The organism is Nitrospirillum amazonense (assembly GCF_029594735.1).
Taxonomy (GTDB): Bacteria; Pseudomonadota; Alphaproteobacteria; order Azospirillales; family Azospirillaceae; genus Nitrospirillum; species Nitrospirillum amazonense.
The window spans coordinates 1,259,985-1,280,497 of the sequence record NZ_JARPAF010000004.1 but is presented as its reverse complement, the minus strand read 5'-3'; the positions used below and the strand labels follow the sequence as shown (position 1 = coordinate 1,280,497).

18 protein-coding genes and 2 pseudogenes are annotated in these 20,513 nt (G+C 68.8%); 11 read left to right on the top strand and 9 right to left on the bottom strand.

The features are described from left to right. The first annotated feature begins 15 nt into the window (after positions 1 to 15). From preA to P5F91_RS26370, 6 genes are all read left to right on the top strand, one after another. Entirely contained in the window at positions 16 to 1,302 is a 1,287-nt protein-coding gene (preA, locus tag P5F91_RS26395) for an NAD-dependent dihydropyrimidine dehydrogenase subunit PreA (RefSeq protein ID WP_277908703.1), read from the top strand. Between the two features lie 17 nt (positions 1,303 to 1,319). Next, positions 1,320 to 2,576 (top strand): Zn-dependent hydrolase, encoded by a 1,257-nt coding sequence (locus P5F91_RS26390; RefSeq protein WP_277908702.1) that lies wholly within the window; start codon positions 1,320 to 1,322, stop codon positions 2,574 to 2,576. Positions 2,577 to 2,616: 40 nt separating this feature from the next. Continuing rightward, on the top strand, positions 2,617 to 3,309 hold the full coding sequence (locus P5F91_RS26385) for a TetR/AcrR family transcriptional regulator (protein WP_145610172.1): 693 nt from the start codon (positions 2,617 to 2,619) through the stop codon (positions 3,307 to 3,309). 22 nt (positions 3,310 to 3,331) lie between these two features. Next, complete coding sequence (hydA, locus tag P5F91_RS26380; protein ID WP_145610171.1) at positions 3,332 to 4,792, top strand: dihydropyrimidinase; 1,461 nt, start codon at positions 3,332 to 3,334, stop codon at positions 4,790 to 4,792. Between the two features lie 93 nt (positions 4,793 to 4,885). Further along, on the top strand, positions 4,886 to 6,349 hold the full coding sequence (locus tag P5F91_RS26375) for an NCS1 family nucleobase:cation symporter-1 (RefSeq protein WP_277908701.1): 1,464 nt from the start codon (positions 4,886 to 4,888) through the stop codon (positions 6,347 to 6,349). Between the two features lie 107 nt (positions 6,350 to 6,456). Then, a complete protein-coding gene (locus P5F91_RS26370) occupies positions 6,457 to 6,807 on the top strand; it encodes a tRNA-binding protein (RefSeq protein WP_145610169.1) in 351 nt (116 codons plus the stop codon). Between the two features lie 4 nt (positions 6,808 to 6,811). Here the strand turns inward: P5F91_RS26370 and P5F91_RS26365 are convergent, their stop codons facing one another. After that, positions 6,812 to 9,238 carry a tetratricopeptide repeat protein gene (locus tag P5F91_RS26365; RefSeq protein ID WP_277908700.1) on the bottom strand — a complete coding sequence of 809 codons (2,427 nt, stop codon included), beginning with the start codon at positions 9,236 to 9,238 and terminating at the stop codon, positions 6,812 to 6,814. A 196-nt stretch (positions 9,239 to 9,434) separates the two neighbouring features. On the opposite strand from P5F91_RS26365, the gene P5F91_RS26360 reads away from it, so the two are divergent. Next, positions 9,435 to 10,358, top strand: a complete 924-nt coding sequence (locus P5F91_RS26360) for a LysR family transcriptional regulator (protein WP_145610167.1) — start codon at positions 9,435 to 9,437, stop codon at positions 10,356 to 10,358. Positions 10,359 to 10,388: 30 nt separating this feature from the next. Here the strand turns inward: P5F91_RS26360 and P5F91_RS26355 are convergent, their stop codons facing one another. Then, positions 10,389 to 10,616 (bottom strand): hypothetical protein, encoded by a 228-nt coding sequence (locus tag P5F91_RS26355; protein WP_004272315.1) that lies wholly within the window; start codon positions 10,614 to 10,616, stop codon positions 10,389 to 10,391. 101 nt (positions 10,617 to 10,717) lie between these two features. Then, positions 10,718 to 12,211 carry an FAD-dependent oxidoreductase gene (locus P5F91_RS26350; protein ID WP_145610166.1) on the bottom strand — a complete coding sequence of 498 codons (1,494 nt, stop codon included), beginning with the start codon at positions 12,209 to 12,211 and terminating at the stop codon, positions 10,718 to 10,720. Between the two features lie 121 nt (positions 12,212 to 12,332). Between P5F91_RS26350 and P5F91_RS26345 the strand changes: the two genes are divergently transcribed. Then, a complete protein-coding gene (locus P5F91_RS26345; RefSeq protein ID WP_145610165.1) occupies positions 12,333 to 12,815 on the top strand; it encodes a MarR family winged helix-turn-helix transcriptional regulator in 483 nt (160 codons plus the stop codon). Here the strand turns inward: P5F91_RS26345 and purN are convergent. Beyond that, a complete protein-coding gene (gene purN, locus P5F91_RS26340; RefSeq protein ID WP_145610164.1) occupies positions 12,812 to 13,486 on the bottom strand; it encodes a phosphoribosylglycinamide formyltransferase in 675 nt (224 codons plus the stop codon). The genes P5F91_RS26345 and purN overlap by 4 nt on opposite strands. Beyond that, positions 13,474 to 14,541, bottom strand: a complete 1,068-nt coding sequence (gene purM / locus P5F91_RS26335; protein WP_277908943.1) for a phosphoribosylformylglycinamidine cyclo-ligase — start codon at positions 14,539 to 14,541, stop codon at positions 13,474 to 13,476. The genes purN and purM overlap by 13 nt, the downstream gene beginning before the upstream one ends. Before the next feature lie 146 nt (positions 14,542 to 14,687). Here purM and P5F91_RS26330 point away from each other — a divergent pair, with 146 nt between their 5' ends. The 3 genes from P5F91_RS26330 (at position 14,688) to P5F91_RS26320 (ending at position 17,938) form a co-directional block, all read left to right on the top strand. After that, positions 14,688 to 15,950 carry a DUF2066 domain-containing protein gene (locus tag P5F91_RS26330; RefSeq protein WP_277908699.1) on the top strand — a complete coding sequence of 421 codons (1,263 nt, stop codon included), beginning with the start codon at positions 14,688 to 14,690 and terminating at the stop codon, positions 15,948 to 15,950. 71 nt (positions 15,951 to 16,021) lie between these two features. Beyond that, positions 16,022 to 17,173, top strand: coding sequence for an AI-2E family transporter (locus P5F91_RS26325; RefSeq protein ID WP_277908698.1), 1,152 nt, complete (start codon positions 16,022 to 16,024; stop codon positions 17,171 to 17,173). A 66-nt stretch (positions 17,174 to 17,239) separates the two neighbouring features. Beyond that, on the top strand, positions 17,240 to 17,938 hold the full coding sequence (locus tag P5F91_RS26320) for an HdaA/DnaA family protein (protein ID WP_277908697.1): 699 nt from the start codon (positions 17,240 to 17,242) through the stop codon (positions 17,936 to 17,938). 62 nt (positions 17,939 to 18,000) lie between these two features. On the opposite strand, the pseudogene P5F91_RS29935 reads toward P5F91_RS26320, so the two are convergent. The 4 genes and pseudogenes from P5F91_RS29935 to P5F91_RS26300 all read right to left on the bottom strand — a co-directional run. Continuing rightward, a pseudogene (locus P5F91_RS29935) lies at positions 18,001 to 18,117 on the bottom strand (type II toxin-antitoxin system RelE/ParE family toxin); the annotation flags it as partial. A 25-nt stretch (positions 18,118 to 18,142) separates the two neighbouring features. Then, positions 18,143 to 18,271, bottom strand: a pseudogene (locus P5F91_RS29930) (hypothetical protein); the annotation flags it as partial. Then, positions 18,271 to 18,453 carry a hypothetical protein gene (locus P5F91_RS26305; RefSeq protein WP_145610157.1) on the bottom strand — a complete coding sequence of 61 codons (183 nt, stop codon included), beginning with the start codon at positions 18,451 to 18,453 and terminating at the stop codon, positions 18,271 to 18,273. The gene P5F91_RS26305 and the pseudogene P5F91_RS29930, both read right to left, overlap by 1 nt. 35 nt (positions 18,454 to 18,488) lie before the next feature. Then, a complete protein-coding gene (locus tag P5F91_RS26300; RefSeq protein WP_277908694.1) occupies positions 18,489 to 20,378 on the bottom strand; it encodes a CYTH and CHAD domain-containing protein in 1,890 nt (629 codons plus the stop codon). Positions 20,379 to 20,513 lie beyond the last annotated feature (135 nt).

Genomic DNA, 20,513 nt, shown 5'->3' with positions numbered 1-20,513 from the left:
AGGGAGGGACGACCCATGGCCGATCTTCGCGGCACCATCGCCGGCATCAAATCGCCCAACCCGTTCTGGCTGGCCTCCGCCCCGCCCACGGACAAGGAATACAACGTCGTCCGGGCCTTCAAGGCCGGTTGGGGGGGTGTGGTGTGGAAGACCCTGGGCGAGGACCCGCCCGTGGTCAACGTCAGCAGCCGCTATGGCGCCCTGCTGGACAGCAACCGCACCATGATCGGCTTCAACAACATCGAGCTGATCACCGACCGCCCGCTGGAGGTAAACCTGCGGGAGATCGCGGCGGTGAAGAAGGCCTGGCCGGACCGCGCCGTCGTCGTCTCCCTCATGGCGGTGATGACGGAAGAGGCGTGGGCCGGCCTGGCGCGGCGCATCGAGCCGACGGGCGCCGACGGGCTGGAGCTGAACTTCGGCTGTCCCCACGGCATGTGTGAGCGCGGCATGGGCTCCGCCATCGGCCAGGTGCCGGAAATGGTGGAGCAGGTGACCCGCTGGGTGAAGAACGCCACCCGCCTGCCGGTGATCGTGAAGCTGACGCCCAACATCACCAACGTGCTGTGGTCGGCGGAAGCGGCCAAGCGCGGCGGGGCCGATGCCGTGTCGCTGATCAACACCATCAATTCCATCGCCTCCATCGACCTGGACGCCATGGCACCCACGCCCACCGTGGGCGGCAAGGGCACCCACGGCGGATACTGCGGCCCGGCGGTGAAGCCCATCGCGCTGAACATGGTGGCGGAGATCGCGCGAAATCCGGACACGCGGGGCCTGCCCATCTCCGGCATCGGCGGCATCGGCACCTGGCGCGACGCGGCGGAGTTCCTGGCCCTGGGCTGCGGTTCCGTCCAGGTCTGCACCGCCGCCATGACCTACGGCTTCCGTATTGTCGAGGACATGATCGACGGGCTGTCGGCCTGGATGGATGAGAAGGGCTATCGCACCCTGGCCGATTTCCAGGGCCGCGCCGTGCCCAACGTCGTCAACTGGAACGACCTGAACATGAACTTCGTCACCAAGGCGAAGATCGACCAGGATTTGTGCATAGACTGCGGCCGCTGCCACATCGCCTGCGAGGACACCTCGCACCAGGCCATCCGCATCCTGCCCGGCGACGGCAAGCGCCTGTTCGAGGTGGTGGATGAGGAATGCGTAGGCTGCAACCTGTGCGCCCATGTCTGCCCCGTGCCGGACTGCATCACCATGCATGAGCAGGAGACGGGCCGTCCCTACCTGACCTGGCCGGAGCATCCGCAGAACCCCGCCCGCGTCCTGCCGCCAAAAGCCGCCGAATAAGCTGGAGCGTTTGCGATATGAGCACGGAAGCAAAATTCGGAACGAACGTCGCCATCAATGGCAGCCGGCTGTGGGACAGCCTGATGGAGATGGCCAAGATCGGCGCCACGCCCAAGGGCGGCGTCTGCCGCCTGGCCCTGACGGACCTGGACAAGCAGAGCCGCGACCTGTTCGTGCGCTGGTGTGAGGATGCCGGCTGCACCATCACGGTGGACGCCATCGGCAACATCTTCGCCCGCCGCCCCGGCCGCAATAACGCGCTGCCGCCCATCCTGATGGGCAGCCACCTGGACAGCCAGCCCACGGGCGGCAAGTTCGACGGCGTTTATGGCGTGCTGGCCGGGCTGGAGGTGGTGCGCACCCTGAACGACCTGAACTACCAGACCGAGGCGCCCATCGAGGTCGTGGCCTGGACCAATGAGGAAGGGTCCCGTTTCGCACCGGCCATGGTGGCATCGGGCGTTTTCGCCGGCACCTTCGATCTGGAGTATGGCCTGTCGCGCAAGGATCTGGACGGCAAGACCATGGGGGAGGAGCTGGCGCGCATCGGTTACGCCGGCGACGCTCCCATTCGCGGCCGCGACCTGGGCGCCTACTTCGAGGCGCATATCGAGCAGGGGCCCATCCTGGAGGCGGAGGACAAGACCATCGGCGTGGTCACCGACTGCCAGGGCCAGCGCTGGTATGAGGTCACCTTCACCGGGCAAGAGGCCCACGCCGGCCCTACGCCCATGAGCCGCCGGCGCGATGCCCTGCTGGGCGCCGCGCGCGTGGTGGACGCGGTCAACCGTATCGGCCTGGAACACGCCCCCTTGGCCTGCGCCACCGTGGGCCTGATGCAGATCCACCCCAATTCCCGCAATGTCATCCCTGGCCGGGTGTTCTTCACCGTCGACTTCCGCCACCCCGACGACGCCGTGCTGGCGGAGATGGACGCCAAGTTGCGTAACGCGGTTACACGAGTCGCCCAGGAAATCGGCCTGGAAACGGAATTCGAGCAGATTTGGTACTATGCCCCGGTGAAGTTCGACGCGGGTTGCGTCGATGCCGTGCGCGGCGCCGTGGCGGAATTGGGCTACAGCAACCGCGACATGGTGTCCGGGGCGGGGCACGACGCCTGCTACCTCGCCCGTGTAACCCCGACATCGATGATCTTCATTCCTTGTGTGGACGGCATCAGCCATAACGAGATTGAACACGCGCATCCGGAATGGTGTGAGGCTGGGTGCAATGTTCTGTTGCGGGCCGTGGTGGCCAAGGCCGACGCCACCTGACCCGCTTTCCAGGCAATGGGTCGAGGGGTTGGGAGTACAGATGGCGCAGGGTGTTGGGGGAGCGTCCAAGAAGGACCAGAAGACGGTACGGGCGGACGCGTCGGCCGCGGCGCCCGAGGGCGGGATTCGGCGGGAGAACCTGCGGCGCATCCTGACGGCGGCGGAACAGGTGTTCGCCGAGCAAGGTTACGGTGGCGCCACCACGGCGGCCATCGCGCTGCGCGCCGGCCTGCCCAAGGCCAACGTGCATTATTATTTCAGCACGAAGCACGACCTGTACCGCGCCGTGCTGGCCGATATCCTGAAGCAATGGCTGGACCCCCTGGCCCACGTCACGCCGGACAGTGACCCGGCCCAGGCGCTGGCGGGTTACATCCGCGCTAAGATGCGGGCCACGCGCGACCGCCCGGTGGTGTCCAAGGTCTTCGCCAGCGAGATCATCCACGGTGCCGCCGAGATCGAAGGTTTCCTGACGTCCGACCTGAAGAAACTGGTTGATGAGAAGTCGGCCGTGCTGGACGGCTGGATCGCCGAGGGCCGCATGGCGCCGGTGGATACCCGGCACTTCTTTTTCTTCATCTGGGCGGTGACCCAGCACTACGCCGACTTCGACGCCCAGGTGCGGGCCGTGCTGGGCCGCAAGAAGCTGACCCGTCGCGACTTCGACGCCATCACGGTGGAGGTCGTGCGCTTCATCCTGCGGGGTGCCGGGCTGTCGCTGCCCGCCGCTTAGTCCATTGAGAAGGGAGTTACCCATGACCACCACCCCCTCCGCCCGCACCCTGATCCGGGGCGGCACCGTGGTCACCGCCGACCAGACCTTCCGCGCCGATGTCTACGCCGAGGATGGGGTGATCAAGGCGGTAGGACCGGACCTGGACGCGCCGGCGGGCGTGACGGTGGTGGATGCTGGCGGCTGCTACGTCATGCCAGGCGGCATCGACCCGCACACGCACATGCAGTTGCCCTTCATGGGCACGGTGGCCAGCGATGATTTCTATACCGGCACGGCGGCGGGCCTGGCCGGCGGCACCACCATGATCATCGACTTCGTCATCCCCAACCCCAAGCAGAACGTGATGGAGGCCTACCGCACCTGGCGCGGCTGGGCGGAGAAGGCGGCGGCCGATTATTCCTTCCACGTCGCCATCACCTGGTGGGACGACAGCGTGCACGCCGACATGGGCACCCTGGTGCGTGAGCACGGCGTGAACAGCTTCAAGCACTTCATGGCCTACAAGAACGCCATCATGTGCGATGACGAGGTGCTGGTGAACAGCTTCACCCGTGCCCTGGAACTGGGGGCCATGCCCACCGTCCATGCCGAGAACGGCGAGCTGGTGTTCCAACTGCAGAAGCAGCTGCTGGCCCAGGGCCTGACCGGCCCCGAGGCCCACCCCCTGTCCCGCCCCACGGCGGTGGAGGGGGAGGCGGCCAACCGCGCCATCCAGATCGCCAAGGTGCTGGGTGTGCCGCTGTACATCGTGCATGTCAGCTGCCGCGAGGCGCTGGAGGCCATCGCGCGCGGCCGCATGGACGGCCACCGCGTCTATGGCGAGGTGCTGGCCGGCCACCTGCTGGTGGACGACAGCGTCTACCGCCATCCCGATTTCGAGGTGGCGGCCGCCTATGTCATGAGCCCGCCCTTCCGTCCCAAGGAGCATCAGGCGGCCCTGTGGCATGGCCTGCAATCGGGCACCCTGCACACCACCGCCACCGACCATTGCTGCTTCTGCGCGCCGCAGAAAGCCGCCGGCCGCCATGATTTCACCCGCATCCCCAACGGGACGGGCGGGGTGGAGGACCGCATGGCCGTGCTGTGGCATCACGGGGTGAACAGCGGCCGGCTGACCATGAACGAATTCGTCAAGGTCACCTCGGCCAACGCCGCGCAGATCTTCAACATCTACCCGCGCAAGGGTTCGGTCGCCGTCGGTGCCGACGCTGACCTCGTGGTGTGGGACCCGGCGGCCACCAAGACCATCTCCGCCAAGACCCATCACCAGAACGTGGACTACAACATTTTCGAGGGCATGGAGGTGAAGGGCCTGCCGCGCGTGACCCTGACCGCCGGCCGCGTCGCCTGGCAGGACGGCGACCTGCGGGCTGTGCGCGGCGCCGGCCGCCACGTCAACCGCCCGGCCTTCGCCCCCGGCTTCGACGCCGCCGCCAAGCGCAAGGAGGCCCTGAAGCCCACGGGGGTAGACCGGGGCTGAGTGGCCCTAATTTTTCTCAAAAAATAAGAAAATGAGAACGGGATTGGGATTGCCGCAGGTATAAGCAACCATAAGGTTGGGCTGGGGGCACATATGGGCACAGGGCACGGGGTCGATACGACCTCCGAAATCTGGAATGCGGATCTGGCGCCGGTGGATGCGGCTCACCGCACCTGGCGATGGATACACTTCGCGGCGCTGTGGGTGGGCATGGTCATGTGCATCCCCTCCTACATGCTGGCGTCGGGCCTGATCGAACAAGGCATGTCGGCGTGGCAGGCCGTCGGCACGGTGCTGCTGGGCAACCTGATCGTGCTGGTGCCCATGCTGCTGGTGGGCCATTCCGGCGCCAAGTACGGCGTGCCCTTCGCCGTCATCGTCCGCTCTGCCTTCGGGGTGCGCGGCAACAAGCTGCCCGCCCTGCTGCGCGCGCTGATCGCCTGTGGCTGGTTCGGTATCCAGTGCTGGGTGGGCGGCAGCGCCATCTACGCCATCGGCAACATCCTGACCGCGGGCGCGCTGGACGGGGCCAAGCTGGGCTGGGTCGGCATCAACGCCGGCCAGCTGGTGTGCTTCTTCCTGTTCTGGGCCCTGCACCTCTATTTCATTGCCAAGGGGCCCGAATCCATCCGCTGGGTGGAGACGGTGACGGCGCCCCTGAAGATCCTGATCATCCTGGCGCTGCTGTGGTGGGCCTATGACAAGGCCGGCGGTTTCGGCAGCCTGCTGTCCGCTCCGTCGCAGTTCGGCTCCGGCGGCGCCAAGGAGGGCGGGTTCTGGGCGGCCTTCCTGCCGGGCCTGACGGCCATGGTGGGGTACTGGTCCACCCTGGCCATCAACATCCCGGACTTCACCCGCTTCGCCCGCAGTCAGAAGGACCAGTACCAGGGCCAGGCGCTGGGTCTGCCGCTGCCCATGGCGGGCCTGGCCTTCATCAGTGTGGCCGTGACGTCGGCGACCATTACCGTCTATGGCAAGGCCATCTGGGATCCGGTGGACCTGGCCGGCCGGATGGAGGGCTTTGCCGTCGCCATCGGCCTCGCCATCATCGTCATCGACACGCTGTGCGTGAACCTGGCGGCCAACACCGTGGGGCCGGCCTACGACTTCGCCGCCATCTTCCCCCGGGCGGTGAACTTCAGCCGCGGCGGCTACATCACCGCCGCCATCGGCGTCATCATGATGCCGTGGAAGCTGATCGAGAGCACCGAGGGTTACATCTTCACCTGGCTGCTGGGCTATGGCGCTCTGCTGGGGCCGCTGCTGGGCATCATGCTGGCCGACTATTGGCTGGTGCGCCGCGCGCGCCTGAGCCTGGAGGGCCTGTTCGACCTTGACGGACCCTACGCCTACAGCGGCGGCTGGAACCTGACGGCCCTGGCGGCCTTCGTCCTCGCCGTGCTGCCCAATATCCCGGGCTTCCTGCACACCGCCTTCCCGGCGGCCTTCGCCGGCGTGCCGGCCTTCTTCCAGGCCATCTACAGCTACGCCTGGTTCACTGGCCTGTTCATTTCCACCATCCTGTACGCCGCGCTCATGCGCCGGCCGGCGGCATGATGACTTGTGACGAAGTGGAGGCCAGGCCCAGGAAACCGTAGCCTGGGCCAAGACGGCGCCTCCGCCGCCTGCCATAGTCCCAGGCATCGAGGCGTGGGAGGACGACGATGGCGGTGGCACCCCTGAAGCCGCAGGCGGAGGTGGCGAATTTCCTGAACCTGGACATCCGCGTGGGCCGGGTGGCGGAGGTCCAGCCTTTCCCCAAAGCGCGCAACCCGTCCTACAAGGTGGCGGTGGATCTGGGCGACCTAGGCATCAAATGGTCCAGTGCCCAAATCACGCACTACGCCCCCGATGACCTGGTGGGCGCCCAGGTGGTCTGCGTCTGTAATTTCCCGCCGCGCAACATCGCCGGCTTCCTGTCTGAGGTTCTGATCCTGGGCGCCCGCAACGCCGAGGGCAACGTCATCGTGCTGACCCCGTGGTCGGCCGTGCCGCCGGGCGAGACGGTCTACTGAGGGTTCAGGCCCCCCGCATCAGCCGGATGAAGTCATCGGCGAAGGTGTCGGCGTCGCAGAGCGGGGAGGCGGCCATGGCCGGGCGCAGCCGCTGGCGCAGGTCGGCGACCTCGTCCAGGTTGGTGGCCAGCCGAACGGCGATGTCGACATACTCCTGCACGGTTGTCGCCATGAGCGACGTCAGCCCCAGCACGCTGAGGAAGCAGGTGGAGTGGCGGCCCGAAAAGGTCTGCCCCGTCAGCGTCACCACGGGCAGGCCCATCCATAGCGATTCAAGGGTGGTCGTGCTGCCGGCATAGGGGAACGGGTCCAGCGCGATGTCGACGCGTTCCTTGCAGGCGACATGCTCCGCCGGCGAGGTGGCACCAATGAAATCGATGCGGGCGGCATCGATGCCGTCCTCGCGGAACTGGGCAAGGATGCGGGTCTGCAGCGGCAATTCGTCCATGCCCCGCGTCTTCATCAGCAGCCGGGACCCCGGCACCCGGTTCAGGATGCGCGACCAGCACGCGATGACGCCGGCGTTGATCTTGGCGGCGATGTTGAAGCAGCCGAAGGTGACGTGGCCGTTGCGCAGCGCCGGCAACGGCGTCACCGCGGGGAAGAAGGCCGGCGGGTCATAGCAGAGGAAGCTGTGCGGCATGCGCACGACCCTTTCGGTATAAAACCTCTCGACCCCCGCCGGGATATGGTGGGGATCGACGATGATCATGTCCATCTGCGGCAGCCCTGTCGTCGCCATATAGCCGGCCCATGTCGCCTGCCGGGTGGCGGGCCGCAGGGCGAACACGTCCAGCCTGTTGCCGGCGATATGGCCGGTCAGGTCGATCAGCAGGTCGATGTCGTCGTCGCCCACCTGCTGCGCCACCGTTTGGGCGTCCGCGCCCTGGATGGGCCGCCAGACGCAGACGGCCTGTACACGGCGCGTCAGCGCGTCCTCCACCCGCTGGTTGGCATAGGCGATCAGCGTCACTCCCCGGGCGGCCAGGGCTTCCAGCGCCCGTATGGTGAAATAGCCGACCGGATGGTTGCGGAAATCGCCGGAGACCAACCCGACACGCCAGGTTTGGCCGGGGTGCCGACGCGCCGGGGGCGGCGGCACCGGCCGCGCGTGCCGGTCCGCCCAGGCCACATGATCGGCCCGGACCTGGGCCAGGGTGACGTCGGGATGGAAAAGGCGCGTGAAAACCAGGTTGGAATGGATGTCCGCCCGCGCTGGCGCGACGGTCACGGCCTGGGTCAATGCCGCCAGCGCCTCATCGATTTCCCCAAGGTCGCGCAGGGCGTTGCCCAGCGTCAGAAGGATGCCGGCGTCGTTCGGCGCCAAGGTTTGCGCGCGGCGGACATGGGTCAGGGCGGCGGCGGGCCGGCCCATGGCCAGCAGCAGGTCGCCATACGCCGCCTGTGCCAGGGCGGAATCCGGCAGATCGCGGGCGCACCGTTCCAGTAGGGTGCGCGCCTCCTCGGCCCGATCAAGGCGACGCATCAGCAAGCCCAGCCCCAGCGTGGCCTGGCCGCTGCCCGCGTCCAGCGCGATGGCGCGCCGGAAAAGCTGTTCCGCCAGGGCATCGTCGCCCAGTTCCATGAAAGCGTCGGCCAGCGTGGTCAGGGCCTGCGGCGGGGTGTCGTCGCCCCGGCCCAACCAATCGCTCAAGGCGCGATGGGCGTCGGACTTTCGGCCCTGGGCGGTCAGGACATTGGCCAGCATGACGATCGGCTCGACGGCCGCGGGGGCGAGCGCGAGGGTCTGCCGCGCCAATTCCTCGGCGGCGGCCATCTCACCCATCGCCAGCCGGTGCGCCGTCAACTTAAGGCGCAAGGGCACGTCCGCCGGGCGATGGGCCACCGCCGATGCCAAAGCTGGCCCCAGGTCGGCGGATTGGGCCTGTTCCAGCGCCGTGATCAGGCCGGTCCAGCAGTCGGCATGGTGTGGGCTCAGCGCGATGCCGTCTCGGAAGCTGGTGGCCGCCTCGGCCGGCTGGCCGGTTCGCAGCAGGGCCAGGCCCAGGTTGCGGTGCGTTTCCACACGCCCGGGGTTCGCCTTGATGGCGCGGCGGAGCGGGGCGACGGCGTCCTGGGCTTGGTCCAGGCGCAGCAGGGCGGCGCCCAGGTTGGTCAGGGCATCGGCCATGGTGGGATTCAATTGCAGGGCCCGCCGGCAGGCGGCCACCGCCCCCGCCGCATCCCCGGCCTCCAGCAGCACCATTCCCAGGTTGGAATGAAATTCCGGCACCCGCTTGTTCAGCGCGATGGCTTGGCCAATGAGGGCGACGCCGTCGGCGGCCCGGCCGGTTTGGGCATACAGCACCCCCAACAGGTTGCGGGCATGCCCGGCGTCGCCTGTTTCGATGGCGCGACGATAGTGTTGCTCCGCCTCGGCGAATTGACCCGCCTGATGAAACCGGATCGCCGCATGCAGGTGGTTCGACATTGTTTAGGGCCCTGAAGTCATTTGATGAACTGATATGTCGCGGTGCCGTGCGGCGCAATGCCCACGCGGACCTTTGGGATAAGGCCCCTATACCCAGATATGATGGCGCCTGGCCGTTCCCAAAACCACACTGCCCTTCATCAACGGCGCCTTATTCACAACGAGGGCCGAGACCACGCGTCAAGGAGGCGGTCAGATGGATTGGGACAGGGTTCGGGTGTTCCACACGGTGGCGGAGGCCGGCAGCTTCACCCATGCCGGCGCGATTCTGGCCCTCAGCCAGTCGGCCATCAGCCGGCAGATCAGCAGCCTGGAACAGCAATTGAAGGCCCGCCTGTTCCACCGCCATGCCCGTGGCCTGGTGCTGACCGAGCAGGGAGAGGTGCTGTACCAGACCGCCCGCGACGTCATCGACCGCCTGGCGATGGCGGAGGCGAGGGTGAGCGACAGCCTGGAACAGGCGGGCGGCACCCTGCGGATCAGCACCACGGCGGCCTTCGCCCAATGGCTGGCGCCCCGGCTGAAGGCCTTCCAGGACCGGCATGCGGACGTACGCGTGGTGCTGCAGTTGGATGAGGGCAACGCCAACCTGGCGCTGCGCCAGGCCGACGTCGCCATCCGCATGGGCGCGCCCAGCCAGCTGGACTTGATCCAGCGGCCGCTGTTCGCCACCCACATCCAGGCGTACGCCACGGCGGACTACGTCCGGGCCCACGGTCTGCCGCAGCGGCCGGAGGATTTGGACGGGCACCGCCTGATCGCCTACCGCGACAGCCTGACGGCCCCCGGCTCCGCCCTGGCGGCGGAGGGAAACTGGCTGCTGCGCGCGGGGGCGGGGGAGGAGGGTGGGCGCCAGCCGGCCCTGGCGGTCGATGACGCGCAGGCAGTGCATCTCGCCATCCGCAGTGGCCTCGGCATCGGCACGCTGCCCTGTTTCTTCGCCGAGGATGCCAAGGCCCAGGACCAGGGCCTGATCCGGATTCTGCCGGCGGTGCCGGCGCCGCGCCTGGATGCCTATCTGGTCTACGCCGTGGCGCTGCGAGGCTCAAAACGCATCGGCGCCTTCCGCGACTTCGTGATGCACGAACTGCGGAAGGCGCCGATGGGTAAGGCGGCCTGATGGCCCAACCTGATGGCCCAGGGGGAAAGGCTAGACCTTGCCCAACAGCAGGGCCAGGACCAGGATGATGTCGCCGACGATCATCAGGAACATGGAGAAGCCCCAGCCCAGGGCGAAGTGCGCCAGGAACATCAGCAGCAGCAGAACGACGGAGATGATGCCCGCCTTCACGAAGCGGGTGAACGAATGCCAGCCGTCGGCATGTTCCTTGACCACCGCGTCGCTGACCGCGACCGCACCGCTGTGAGCACCGGCCATATCTTGCCCTCCCTTATCCCGAGACGAAACCCGTTTCCCAAGGTTTATGCGCAAACGCGGGCCCCTGGCAAGGGGCCGCGTTGTTCGCCGAACGGTTCAGGTCACGCCTTGGTTGTGGCCTGCAGCCACCCGCGGATGGCGCCGGCGTTCCGGGCGGTGGCGGCGATGTGGCCGTCCGGCCGCACCAGCACCCAGGTGCCCGGGGTGAGGTCATAGGCCTGGGCGACGTGGCCGGCGTCGTCCATCAGGTCGGCCGCCTGGTCGCTGCCCTGAGGGGCCACGGTGACAGCCTTGACGCTTTCCGGCCAATTGCCGCCCAGAGCCTCCCGGTCGATGCCGTAACCCAGCAGGGTGAGATGCGGACCTTGGAAGATGTCGAACAGGCGGATGGCGCTACCCTCCGCCGTCTGGCAAGGAGCGTCGGGGGCGCGGTCTCCCGCCCTCACCCGCCCGTGATCGGCCCGGGCTTCGGTGCCCAGCGGGCCGTCGCGGTAGCTCAGGTCCAACTCGCGCGTCTCCCGGCCCCGGCGCATCCCCTCTGCCGTGCCCATCTGGCCCAGCAGCCGGCCGCTGAGGCCCAGCACGTGGGCGGCGATGGGCCGGCGCTCCGCCTCATAGCTGTCCAACAGGCCGTCAGGCGCCCCCCGCAGCACGGCGGCCAGCTTCCAGCCCAGGTTATAGGCGTCCTGCACGCTGGTGTTGAGGCCCTGGCCGCCCGTCGGCGGGTGCACATGGGCGGCGTCGCCGGCGATGAACACGCGGCCCACGCGGTAGCGGTCGGCCAGACGCAGGTTGACGCGCAGGGTGGACAGCCAGGTGGGTTCCCCCACCGTCAGGTCGTCGCGGCCGGTGCGTTCCCGCACGATGGCGCTGATCAGGTCCCGAGTGGGGGTCACCTCATCCGGCACCTGGGCCACCACCTGGAACAGGTCGGTGCCGGCCAGGGGGCACAGCGCCAACTGGGCGCCGGGGGTGTGCCAGCGATGCCAGGCGTCGAAGCCCAGGCCGGCGATGGGCATGTCGCCGATGACGGCGCGGAAGGGCAGCGTCTCCCCCGGGAAGCCGATGGCCAGCGCGTGGCGGACGAAGCTGCGGCCGCCATCGGTGCCCACCAGGTAGCGGGCGCGCAAGCTGACCTCCCCCTCAGCGGTGCTTAGTCGGGCGGTGACGCCCTCGGCGTCCTGGTCGAAGCCCGTCACCTCCATGGCGAAGGCGGGGGCGTGACCGAAGTCCGCCAAATGGCGGCGCAAGACCGCCTCCGTCTGGAATTGCGGTACCATCAGCGGGTTGCCATAGGGCTCCGCCGGGGTAGGCGGCTGCACGTCGTGCAACTGGGTGCGCACAACCTGGCCGCCTTCGTAGGTCAGGACGGTGGGGTAGGGGCCGCCCACGGCCTGCAGGTCGGCCAGCACGCCCAGATCCTCGAACACCTCCAAACTGCGGGGCTGCAGGCCTTTGCCGCGCGAGCCGGGGAAAGGCCCGGCGTTCTTCTCCACCAGGCGGAAATCCACGCCCCGGCGGGCCAGATCCAGCGCCAGGGTCAGGCCGGCGGCGCCCGCGCCCACGATCAGGATATCGGTATCGAAACGAGTCATGAGACTCTCCAGTTATGTGCGTGATGCACGGATATGGGCGCGATCAGCCGCGACATCCGTGTATAATGCACATATATCGATACCCTGGACGCTTGCCAAGGAAAATGTGCATAATGCACACATGAGGAACGAGCTGCATGAAGCGCTGATGGATCTGGTGGGGGTGGTGAACCGCCCCCAGCCGGACCAATACCTGTTGAACCTGGCCGGTGTGTCGCTGGACCGGGCGCTGTTCCCCCTGCTGGTACGCATCGGCCTGCGCGGGCCCCTCGGCGTGGTGGAACTGGCCGAACTGGCGGGCCGCGACCATTCCACCGTCAGCCGGCAGGTGGCGAAGCTGGAAAGCCTGGGCTTGGTTGAGCGGCGGGCCGGTGCCACCGACGCGCGGGTGCGCGAGGCCGTGGTGACACCCGCCGGCCAGGCCATGGTCGAGGCGATAGGCCGGGCGCGCAGTCGCATGTACGCGGCGGTGCTGGCCGACTGGACGGAAGAGGACAAAGCCACCCTGGCCCGGCTGCTGCGCCGCTTGGCTGACCAGGCCAAGGCATGGGTGGAGGACGGCAGCCCTCCCCCTGGTGGGGAGCAGGGCGCGGACAGGCCTTAAACAGTGGGGTTGAGGGCGATGGCCGGAAGGGGCAAGGGACCGCTCAGCACGGCGCGATTGCCTTCCACACTCACCCGGCCCTCGGCGATGAGGCGCACGGCCAGAGGATAGAGCTCATGCTCCGCCGTCAGGACGCGGGCCGACAGGGTGTCGGCGGTGTCGTCCGCCTGCACTGGCACGGCGGCCTGGGCCACGATGGGACCGCTGTCCACCTCGCTGCGCACATAGTGCACGGTGCAGCCGTGGAAGCGCACGCCGGCGTCCAGCGCCCGCTGGTGAGTATCGATGCCGGGGAAGGCGGGCAGCAGCGACGGATGGATGTTGATCAGCCGGTCGCGCCAATGGTCCACGAACCAGGGCGATAGCAGGCGCATGAAGCCGGCCAGGCAGACCAGTTGCACGCCGGCATCCTCCAGCGCATGGGTCATGGCCTGCTCGAACGCCGGCTTGTCGGCGTAGTCCTTGTGCGGCAGCGCCAGGGCCGGGATGCCGGCGCCCCGCGCCCGCTCCAGACCCGCCGCATCCGCCTTGTTGGACAGGACCAACGCCACCGTGGCCGGGAAATCCGGCGCAGTGGTGGCGTTCAGCAGGGCCTGCAGGTTGCTGCCCCGGCCGGAAATGAGAACGCCCAGCTTGAGCCTGCCGGGCGTTCCGCTGTTTAGGAGTGCCATGCCTTGTCCGTGCCGGTCACCGTGACGCGATGGGCGGCATCGCCTGCCACCGGCACGACCTGGCCGATGCGGGTGACGGTCTCGCCGCCCTGGGTCAGGACGGAGATCGCCTCATCCGCCTTGTCGGCGGGCACCACCACGGCCATGCCGATGCCGCAGTTGAAGGTGCGGGCCAGTTCCAGGTCGGCGATGTTGCCGACACCGGCCATCCAACGGAACACCGGCGGCAAGGTCCAGGACGTGGCATCCAGGGTGACGCCCAGGCCGTCGGGCAGCACGCGCGGAATGTTCTCGATCAGGCCGCCGCCGGTGATGTGGGCCATGGCCTTCACCAGGCCGGCGCGCACCGCCGCCAGCGTGCTCTTCACATAAATCCGGGTGGGGGTCAGCAGCGCCTCGCCCAGGGTCTTGCCGGGGGCGAAGGGGGCCTCGTCCTCATAAGTCAAGCCGGAGACGGAGACCAGCTTGCGCACCAGGGAATAGCCGTTGGAATGCACGCCGCTGGACGCCAGGCCCAGCACCACGTCGCCGGCGGCGACGCCGGCGCCGGTCAGCACTTGGCTGCGTTCCACGGCACCCACGGAGAAGCCGGCCAGGTCATAGTCGCCATCGGCGTACATGCCCGGCATCTCGGCCGTCTCACCGCCCACCAGGGCGCAGCCCGCCTGGCGGCAACCCTCGGCGATGCCGGCAACGATGGCGCGGCCGGCGGCCACGTCCAACTTTCCGGTCGCGAAATAATCCAGGAACAGCAGGGGCTCGGCTCCCTGCACCACCAGATCGTTCACGCACATGGCAACCAGGTCGATGCCGACCGTGTCATGGCGCTTGGCGTCGATGGCGACCTTCAGCTTGGTGCCGACGCCGTCGGTGGTGGAGACCAGCAGCGGATCGGTGAAGCCGGCGGCGCGCAGGTCGAACAGGGCGCCGAAGCCGCCCAGGCCGGCGTCGGAACCGGTGCGCGCGGTGGACTTGGCCAGGGGCTTGATGGCCTCGACCAGGGCGTTGCCCGCGTCGATGTCGACACCGGCGTCCTTGTACGAATAGGTGCTTATGGCGTCCTCGCAGGGCCTGGGCTAAGAAGGGGCGTCCGTCAGGGCCGGCTGCGCTCAAGGCCGCCGCCCGCGACCGTCCGTTTAAGACGGTTCCATGACCCGCCCGGGTTTCGGGGCCGAACATAGCAATATCGGAAGGCTTTGCAATGCCGCACCGCTGCATCCCCCTCTTGCGCCAGACCGGGTTTCGGGGCGCCCTTTTCCTGGCCCTGGCCGCCGGCGCCCTCGCCGGCACCGCCCGTGCCGAGGCGGGCAGGAGCGTCGCCGCGGAACAGGCCTTTGTCGAGCAGGGCGTGGATGTGGACGTCACCGCCGGCAACGCCAACCAAGCCCGCGACCAGGCCATTCTGCAAGCCCAGCGCGAGGCCTTGGCCCGCCTGTTCCGCAAGCTGACGCCGGCCGCCGACGGCCGCCAACCCCCGACCGTCAGCCAAGGCGAGCTGGAGGCCCTGGTGGCCGGCTTCGAGCTGGAGCAGGAGCGTGCGTCCTCCGTCCGCTATGTCGGCCGCTTCACTGTCCGGTTCCGGCCCACCGCCGTGCGCCAGCTGCTGCAGCAGAACGGCGTGCGCTATGCCGAGATGGTGGGCAAGCCCGCCCTGGTGCTCCCCCTGGACGCCACCGGCGCCGAGCCCGCGCTGTGGACGGATGGGCCTTGGCGCCAGGCTTGGTCGCAGATCGGCCTGGTGGACGGGCTGGTGCCCGTGGCCCTGGTGCCGCCGGACCCCGCTGATCAGAACGAGCTGCCGGCCAAGGCGGCGCTGACACCGGACGCGACCGTTTTGGCCCACATCGCTGCCCGCCACGGTGCCGGCCAGGTCGTCGTCGCCCGGTTGGAGGGCGACGCCGCCAAGGGCTATCAGCTGACGCTCAGCACCTTTGTGCCGGGCGAAGGCCTGTCGCCGGCTGAGACGGTGCCGCAGTCGGCCTTCGTCCCCCGCCCGCTGCCCACCGCCGCCGACACCCAGGCGCCCGCCGCCGGTGCCGCCGCCCCGCCCCCGCTGCCGGCCGCCTTGGGCCTGGCCGTGGCCACCGTGGTGGACCGGGTGGAGGAGGGGTGGAAGCGCCGCGTGGTGGTGGACGCCCACCAGTCCGGCCAAGTGGCCGTGCGCGTCCCCCTGACCGACCTCACCACCCTGGTGGAGGTGCGGCGGCGCCTGGCCGGCGTGCCCATGGTCACGCAGGTGGACACCAGCGCGCTCAAGACCACGGAGGCCCTGCTCACCCTGACCGTGCTGGGTGACGTGGGCCACCTGAAGACGGCCCTGGCCCAACGCGACCTGGTGCTGTCCGAGATGGATGCCGCCCCGGTACCCACCCCCGGGGCCGCACCGGGGGCCGTCCCCGCCTCCGCGTCGGCCACGCCGGCTGAGGTGCGTTACCAGATCAGCCTGGCCGTCGCCCCATCATAAGAGTGCCTGATTCCAGGGTCTTATCTGTTACTGTCTGGGCTTGTGCCTGATTCGGTGTTGGTGGGGGGACGATGGCGGAAACGCATGCGGGGCGGCAGATACGGTTCTGGCTGATCGGTCTGGTTGTGGGCGTCGCGCTGATCTGGCTGCTGCGCGGCATGCTGCTGCCCTTCGTCGCCGGCATGGCCATTGCCTATCTGCTGGACCCCGTGGCCGACCGGCTGGAGGGGTTCGGGCTGCCACGCCTGGCTGCCACCTGCGTGGTGTTGCTGGCCTTTGTCGTCGTTGTGGTGCTTTGCGTCCTGCTGCTGGTGCCCTTGATCCAGCAGCAGGTCACCCAACTGATCGAAAGCCTGCCGGCCATCATCACCTGGGCCAGGGATGAGACCATGCAGCGCATCCGCAGCCTGATGGCCGCCTTGCCCCCGGATGACATCGAGCGGCTGCGCAGTGCCGCCAGCGAATATGTCGGCACCCTGGTGGGCTGGGGGGCGGACTTCATTAAGAACCTGTTCACCGGTGGCGCCGCCCTGTTCGGCCTCGTGTCCCTGCTGTTCATCACGCCGGTGGTGGCCTTCTACTTGCTGCGCGACTGGGACCGCATGGTGGCGACCCTGGATGGCTGGCTGCCGCGCGAGCACGCCGAGGTGGTGCGCGAGCAGTTGCGCGCCGTGGACCGCACGCTGGCCGGATTCGTGCGCGGCCAGGCCACCGTCTGCCTGGCGCTGGGCGCCTTCTACGCCCTGGCCATGACAGCAGTGGGGCTGAACTTCGGCCTGGTCATCGGCCTGATCGCAGGCATCCTGTCGTTCATCCCTTATGTCGGCACGGTGGTGGGCTTCGGCGCCAGTGTGGGCGTGGCCCTGTTCCAGTTCCACGACCTGTGGCGCGAGGGACTGGTGGTGGCGCTGTACATCCTGGGCCACCTGCTGGAAGGCTATGTCCTGACGCCCAAGCTGGTGGGCGACAAGGTGGGCCTGCATCCGGTCTGGGTGATGTTCGCCCTGCTGGCCGGCGGCAGCCTGTTCGGCTTCACCGGCGTGCTGCTGGCGGTGCCGGTGGCGGCCGTCATCGGCGTGCTGGTGCGCTTCGGATTGCGCCAATACCTCGCCAGCAGCTATTACACCGGCGTGCCTCCGGAAGAGGTGCTGCGCGAGGATCTGGTCCAGGAAGGCCTGGTCACGCCGGGAACGGACGCCGGGGCGTCGCCGCCGGTGCCCTGACCCGGCGTTCCGCCAGCGCCCCGTCCGTCCGCCTTTCGTGCCCGTTGCCGGTAAGACCCTGGAATCATGGCCGACTTGAGACAATTGCCCCTGGATCTGGGGCACCGTTCCGCCATGGGCGAGGCCGACTTCCTGGTGGCGCCGGGCAACGCCGACGCGGTGGCCTGGCTGGACGCCTGGCCGGACTGGCCGGCGCCGGCCCTGGTGCTGTACGGCCCCCCTGGCTGCGGCAAGAGCCACCTGGCCCAGGTGTGGCGCGCCCGGTCGCGCGCGCCCCTGCTGGGGCCGGAGGATTTGGACCCGGCGGAGGTGCCGCACCTGCTGGGCCCCACCCGCACCGCCGTCATCGACCGCACGCATGAGATCGCGGGCGACACGGTGCGCGAACGTGCCCTGCTGCATCTCTACAACGTGACCAAGGAGGCGGGCGGCCAACTGCTGCTGCTGGCGCACTACGCCCCCGTCAACTGGACCCTGCGCCTGCCCGACCTGCGCTCCCGCCTGGTGGCCGCCCCGGCCGTGGGCATGGCCGCCCCCGACGACGCCCTGCTGATGGCCGTGCTGGTCAAGCTGTTCGACGACCGCCAGGTGCGGGTGGGGGAGGAGGTCATCGCCTGGCTGATGACCCACACGGAACGCTCCTTCGACAGCGCCCGCCGCACCGTTGCCCTGCTGGACCGCGCTGCCCTGGCCGCCAAGAAGCCCATCACCGTGGCCTTCTGCCGCCAGATGCTGGAGCCCAAGGACAAGTCGGCGGGCACCTGATCCGACTATTGCCTCGCTGGCGACTATTCCAGCATCCATTGAAAGTTGATGTGGATAGGACCTTAGCGTTCCTGCGAACCGTGCCAGACACGCAGGATAAGCACGCGGTCGTCTTCGATCTTATAAACGATCACATAGGGGTAAATGACTGTGACCTCGCGTGTTCCAGGCTTGGAGCCTGGGCGACCACGGCTGAGGGAATGTCTTCAGGCTATCACCCGCAGCGGCCAAGCGTTGGGCAATGTCGATAGCGGCGATGGGATTGAATTGGGCGATATAAGCGCGGTGTCCGATCACGTCCCGAAGTGCGGGGACCGACCAGACGACACGCATTAAGCGCCTTTCACGGGGATCGGGGCGGGCAAATCCTCGCCTGCGGCCAGCCGCAGCAGCCACTCGCGCACGACCTCATGGTCGACGTAATCACCACGAGCCACCGCTTCCAGCGCCTCATCGATCGCTCGATGTTTTGCGCCGTTGTCATCAATATCAAAGATGGAAGCTGGCTTGGTCATGCGCCCAGGATAGCATGCTTTCCGCCGGGGCCCAACTACCGCCCCATCATCCAGAACATGCGCCGCCGGCTGTAGCCGCGCCAAGTGGCCGGCAGCTTGGCCAGCGCCACGGCCTCCTCCTGTGCCAGGCGGGAAAGCAGGCGGGTGCTGCGGGCCTTGGGGCCGGTGGCCTTGGCCAGTTGCGCCACCAGTTGGGCGGCCTGGCGGGCGATGGCGGGGGCGGTGACGGCGCCGTGCAGGCGGGCGAGGGGCGCCAGAGGGTCGGCGGCGGGGCGCTTGGGTGGGGCGGTCTTGGCGCCCTTTGCCGCTTTGGGCTTGGCCGTCGCCAGGGGATAAAGGCCGCGGCAGACCTCCGCCGTCTCATACAGCCGCTGTGCCCGGCGGCGCAGGCGTTCCAGCGCGTCGGCGGCGGGGGGCGCCTTGCCCATCAGCACGGCTGTCTTGGCGCCGGGCGGGGGTGGGGCCGGCAGCTCCAGCCGGTCGATGGCCCGGGCCACCTTGTCCTGCAGCTCGGCCAGCAGGCGGGGCGCCACGGTCTTCAGGGGCTGGTCCAGCGCGGGGGAGGTCCAGCCGCCGCCCTCGACCCAGGCGGCCAGGTCCAGCACCAGGGCGGTATGTCCGGCGCCGCGCAGATGCTTCATCACCCGCCGGCGCGCCTGCGTGGCGGCGTGGTCCAGGGCCAGGCGCTGGCGCTTGCTCAGGCCGGCGGCCCCCTTGCGGTCGGGCAGCAGGGCGGCGCGTTCGGCCAGGCGATCCCAGCCGCGCGCGGTTTCCAGCAAGGCGCGCAGGGGGGCCAGGCGCCGGCGCAGGGCGTCCGCCGCTTCCGCATGGGGGTTGGCAGCGGTCTTGGTCCCCACCCTCGCCAGCGGCGCGGGGCCGGCAGCCGGTGGCAAGGTCATCGCCAGACGCAGCAGGCGCATCGCCGTGTCCAGCCGGCGGCTGGCCGTGGCCATCTCGCGCAAGGCCTGCGTGTCGCCGCTTTCCAGCAGCACCGTGGCGTTTTCCAGCAGGTGGCCCAGGGCATGGCGGGTGGCGTGGCGGAAGCCCTCCGCTACCGTGGTCACAGGCGTCAGGGCCGCCGGTTGTGCGGGAACGGCCGCCGCCGGCTTGCCGGTCAACAGGCGCAGGCCTGCGTCGGCCTTGCTGCCTGTGGTGATGCGCAGGGGGGCGTGGTGGTGCAGGGCGGCGGCCACCTCGAATAGCGCCGCGACCCGGCCGCCCTTCAGCTCCAGTTCCACTTCCGCCACCGGCCAGGTGGTCTCCTCACTCCCGCCTGTTTCACGCTCATTGGACATGGACAGGCGCACCTCGCCCTGGTCCAGGGCTAGTTCCACGCTGGTACGCGGGTCCGGGTGCAGCAGCAGTGCGGTGCGTTCGATGTCGGTGGCGAAGCGGGGGGCGACCTGTGCCCACTGTTCCGATGTCAGCAGGTTGAAGACGCCGGCGGGCAGCAGGCCCAGGTCGGGGCCATCACCCTCCGCCGGCAGCTGCCATTCCCACTCGCGCCGGCCGGCGGCGGCGGCGGTGCCGGCGTCGGAGGCCCAGGTCTTCACCGTCTGCACCCGCCGGCCGCCTTGCCGCCGCACCCGCAGGGCCAGGCCGTGGGCGGCCAGGGCCAGGTCGGGGGTGTCGTAATACGTCGTCACCTGGTGGCGGTGGGCGGGGGCCCCATCGGCCATGCGCGCCAGCAGCGGCAGCGCTTGCAGGCGGGCCAGCGCCGCCGGTGTCGCCGCCAGCTTCACCTCCACCTCCCGCACGGCCAGGGCGCGCTTGGGCGGCTGGGGGGTGGCGATGGCCGGGGAACCGTCTGGCGACGGTGGTGTTTCAAAAGCGGCGGGGGAGGAAACGGCGGTCAGCCCCGCCTCCTGGGCGGAGGTGTCGGGACCGCTGGTGGTCGGTGTGGGGCGGGCTGGGCCGTTCGTCATCCTGCATGGATAACCGAAGATGGCGCTTACGTTAAGATCGTGTTGCGGAATTACATCGATTCCGTGCAATCGGTAAATTTCTTTCCGTTATGTTGCCTTGCAGCGCACAGTTGCGATAGTCTCACGGTTCCGTTG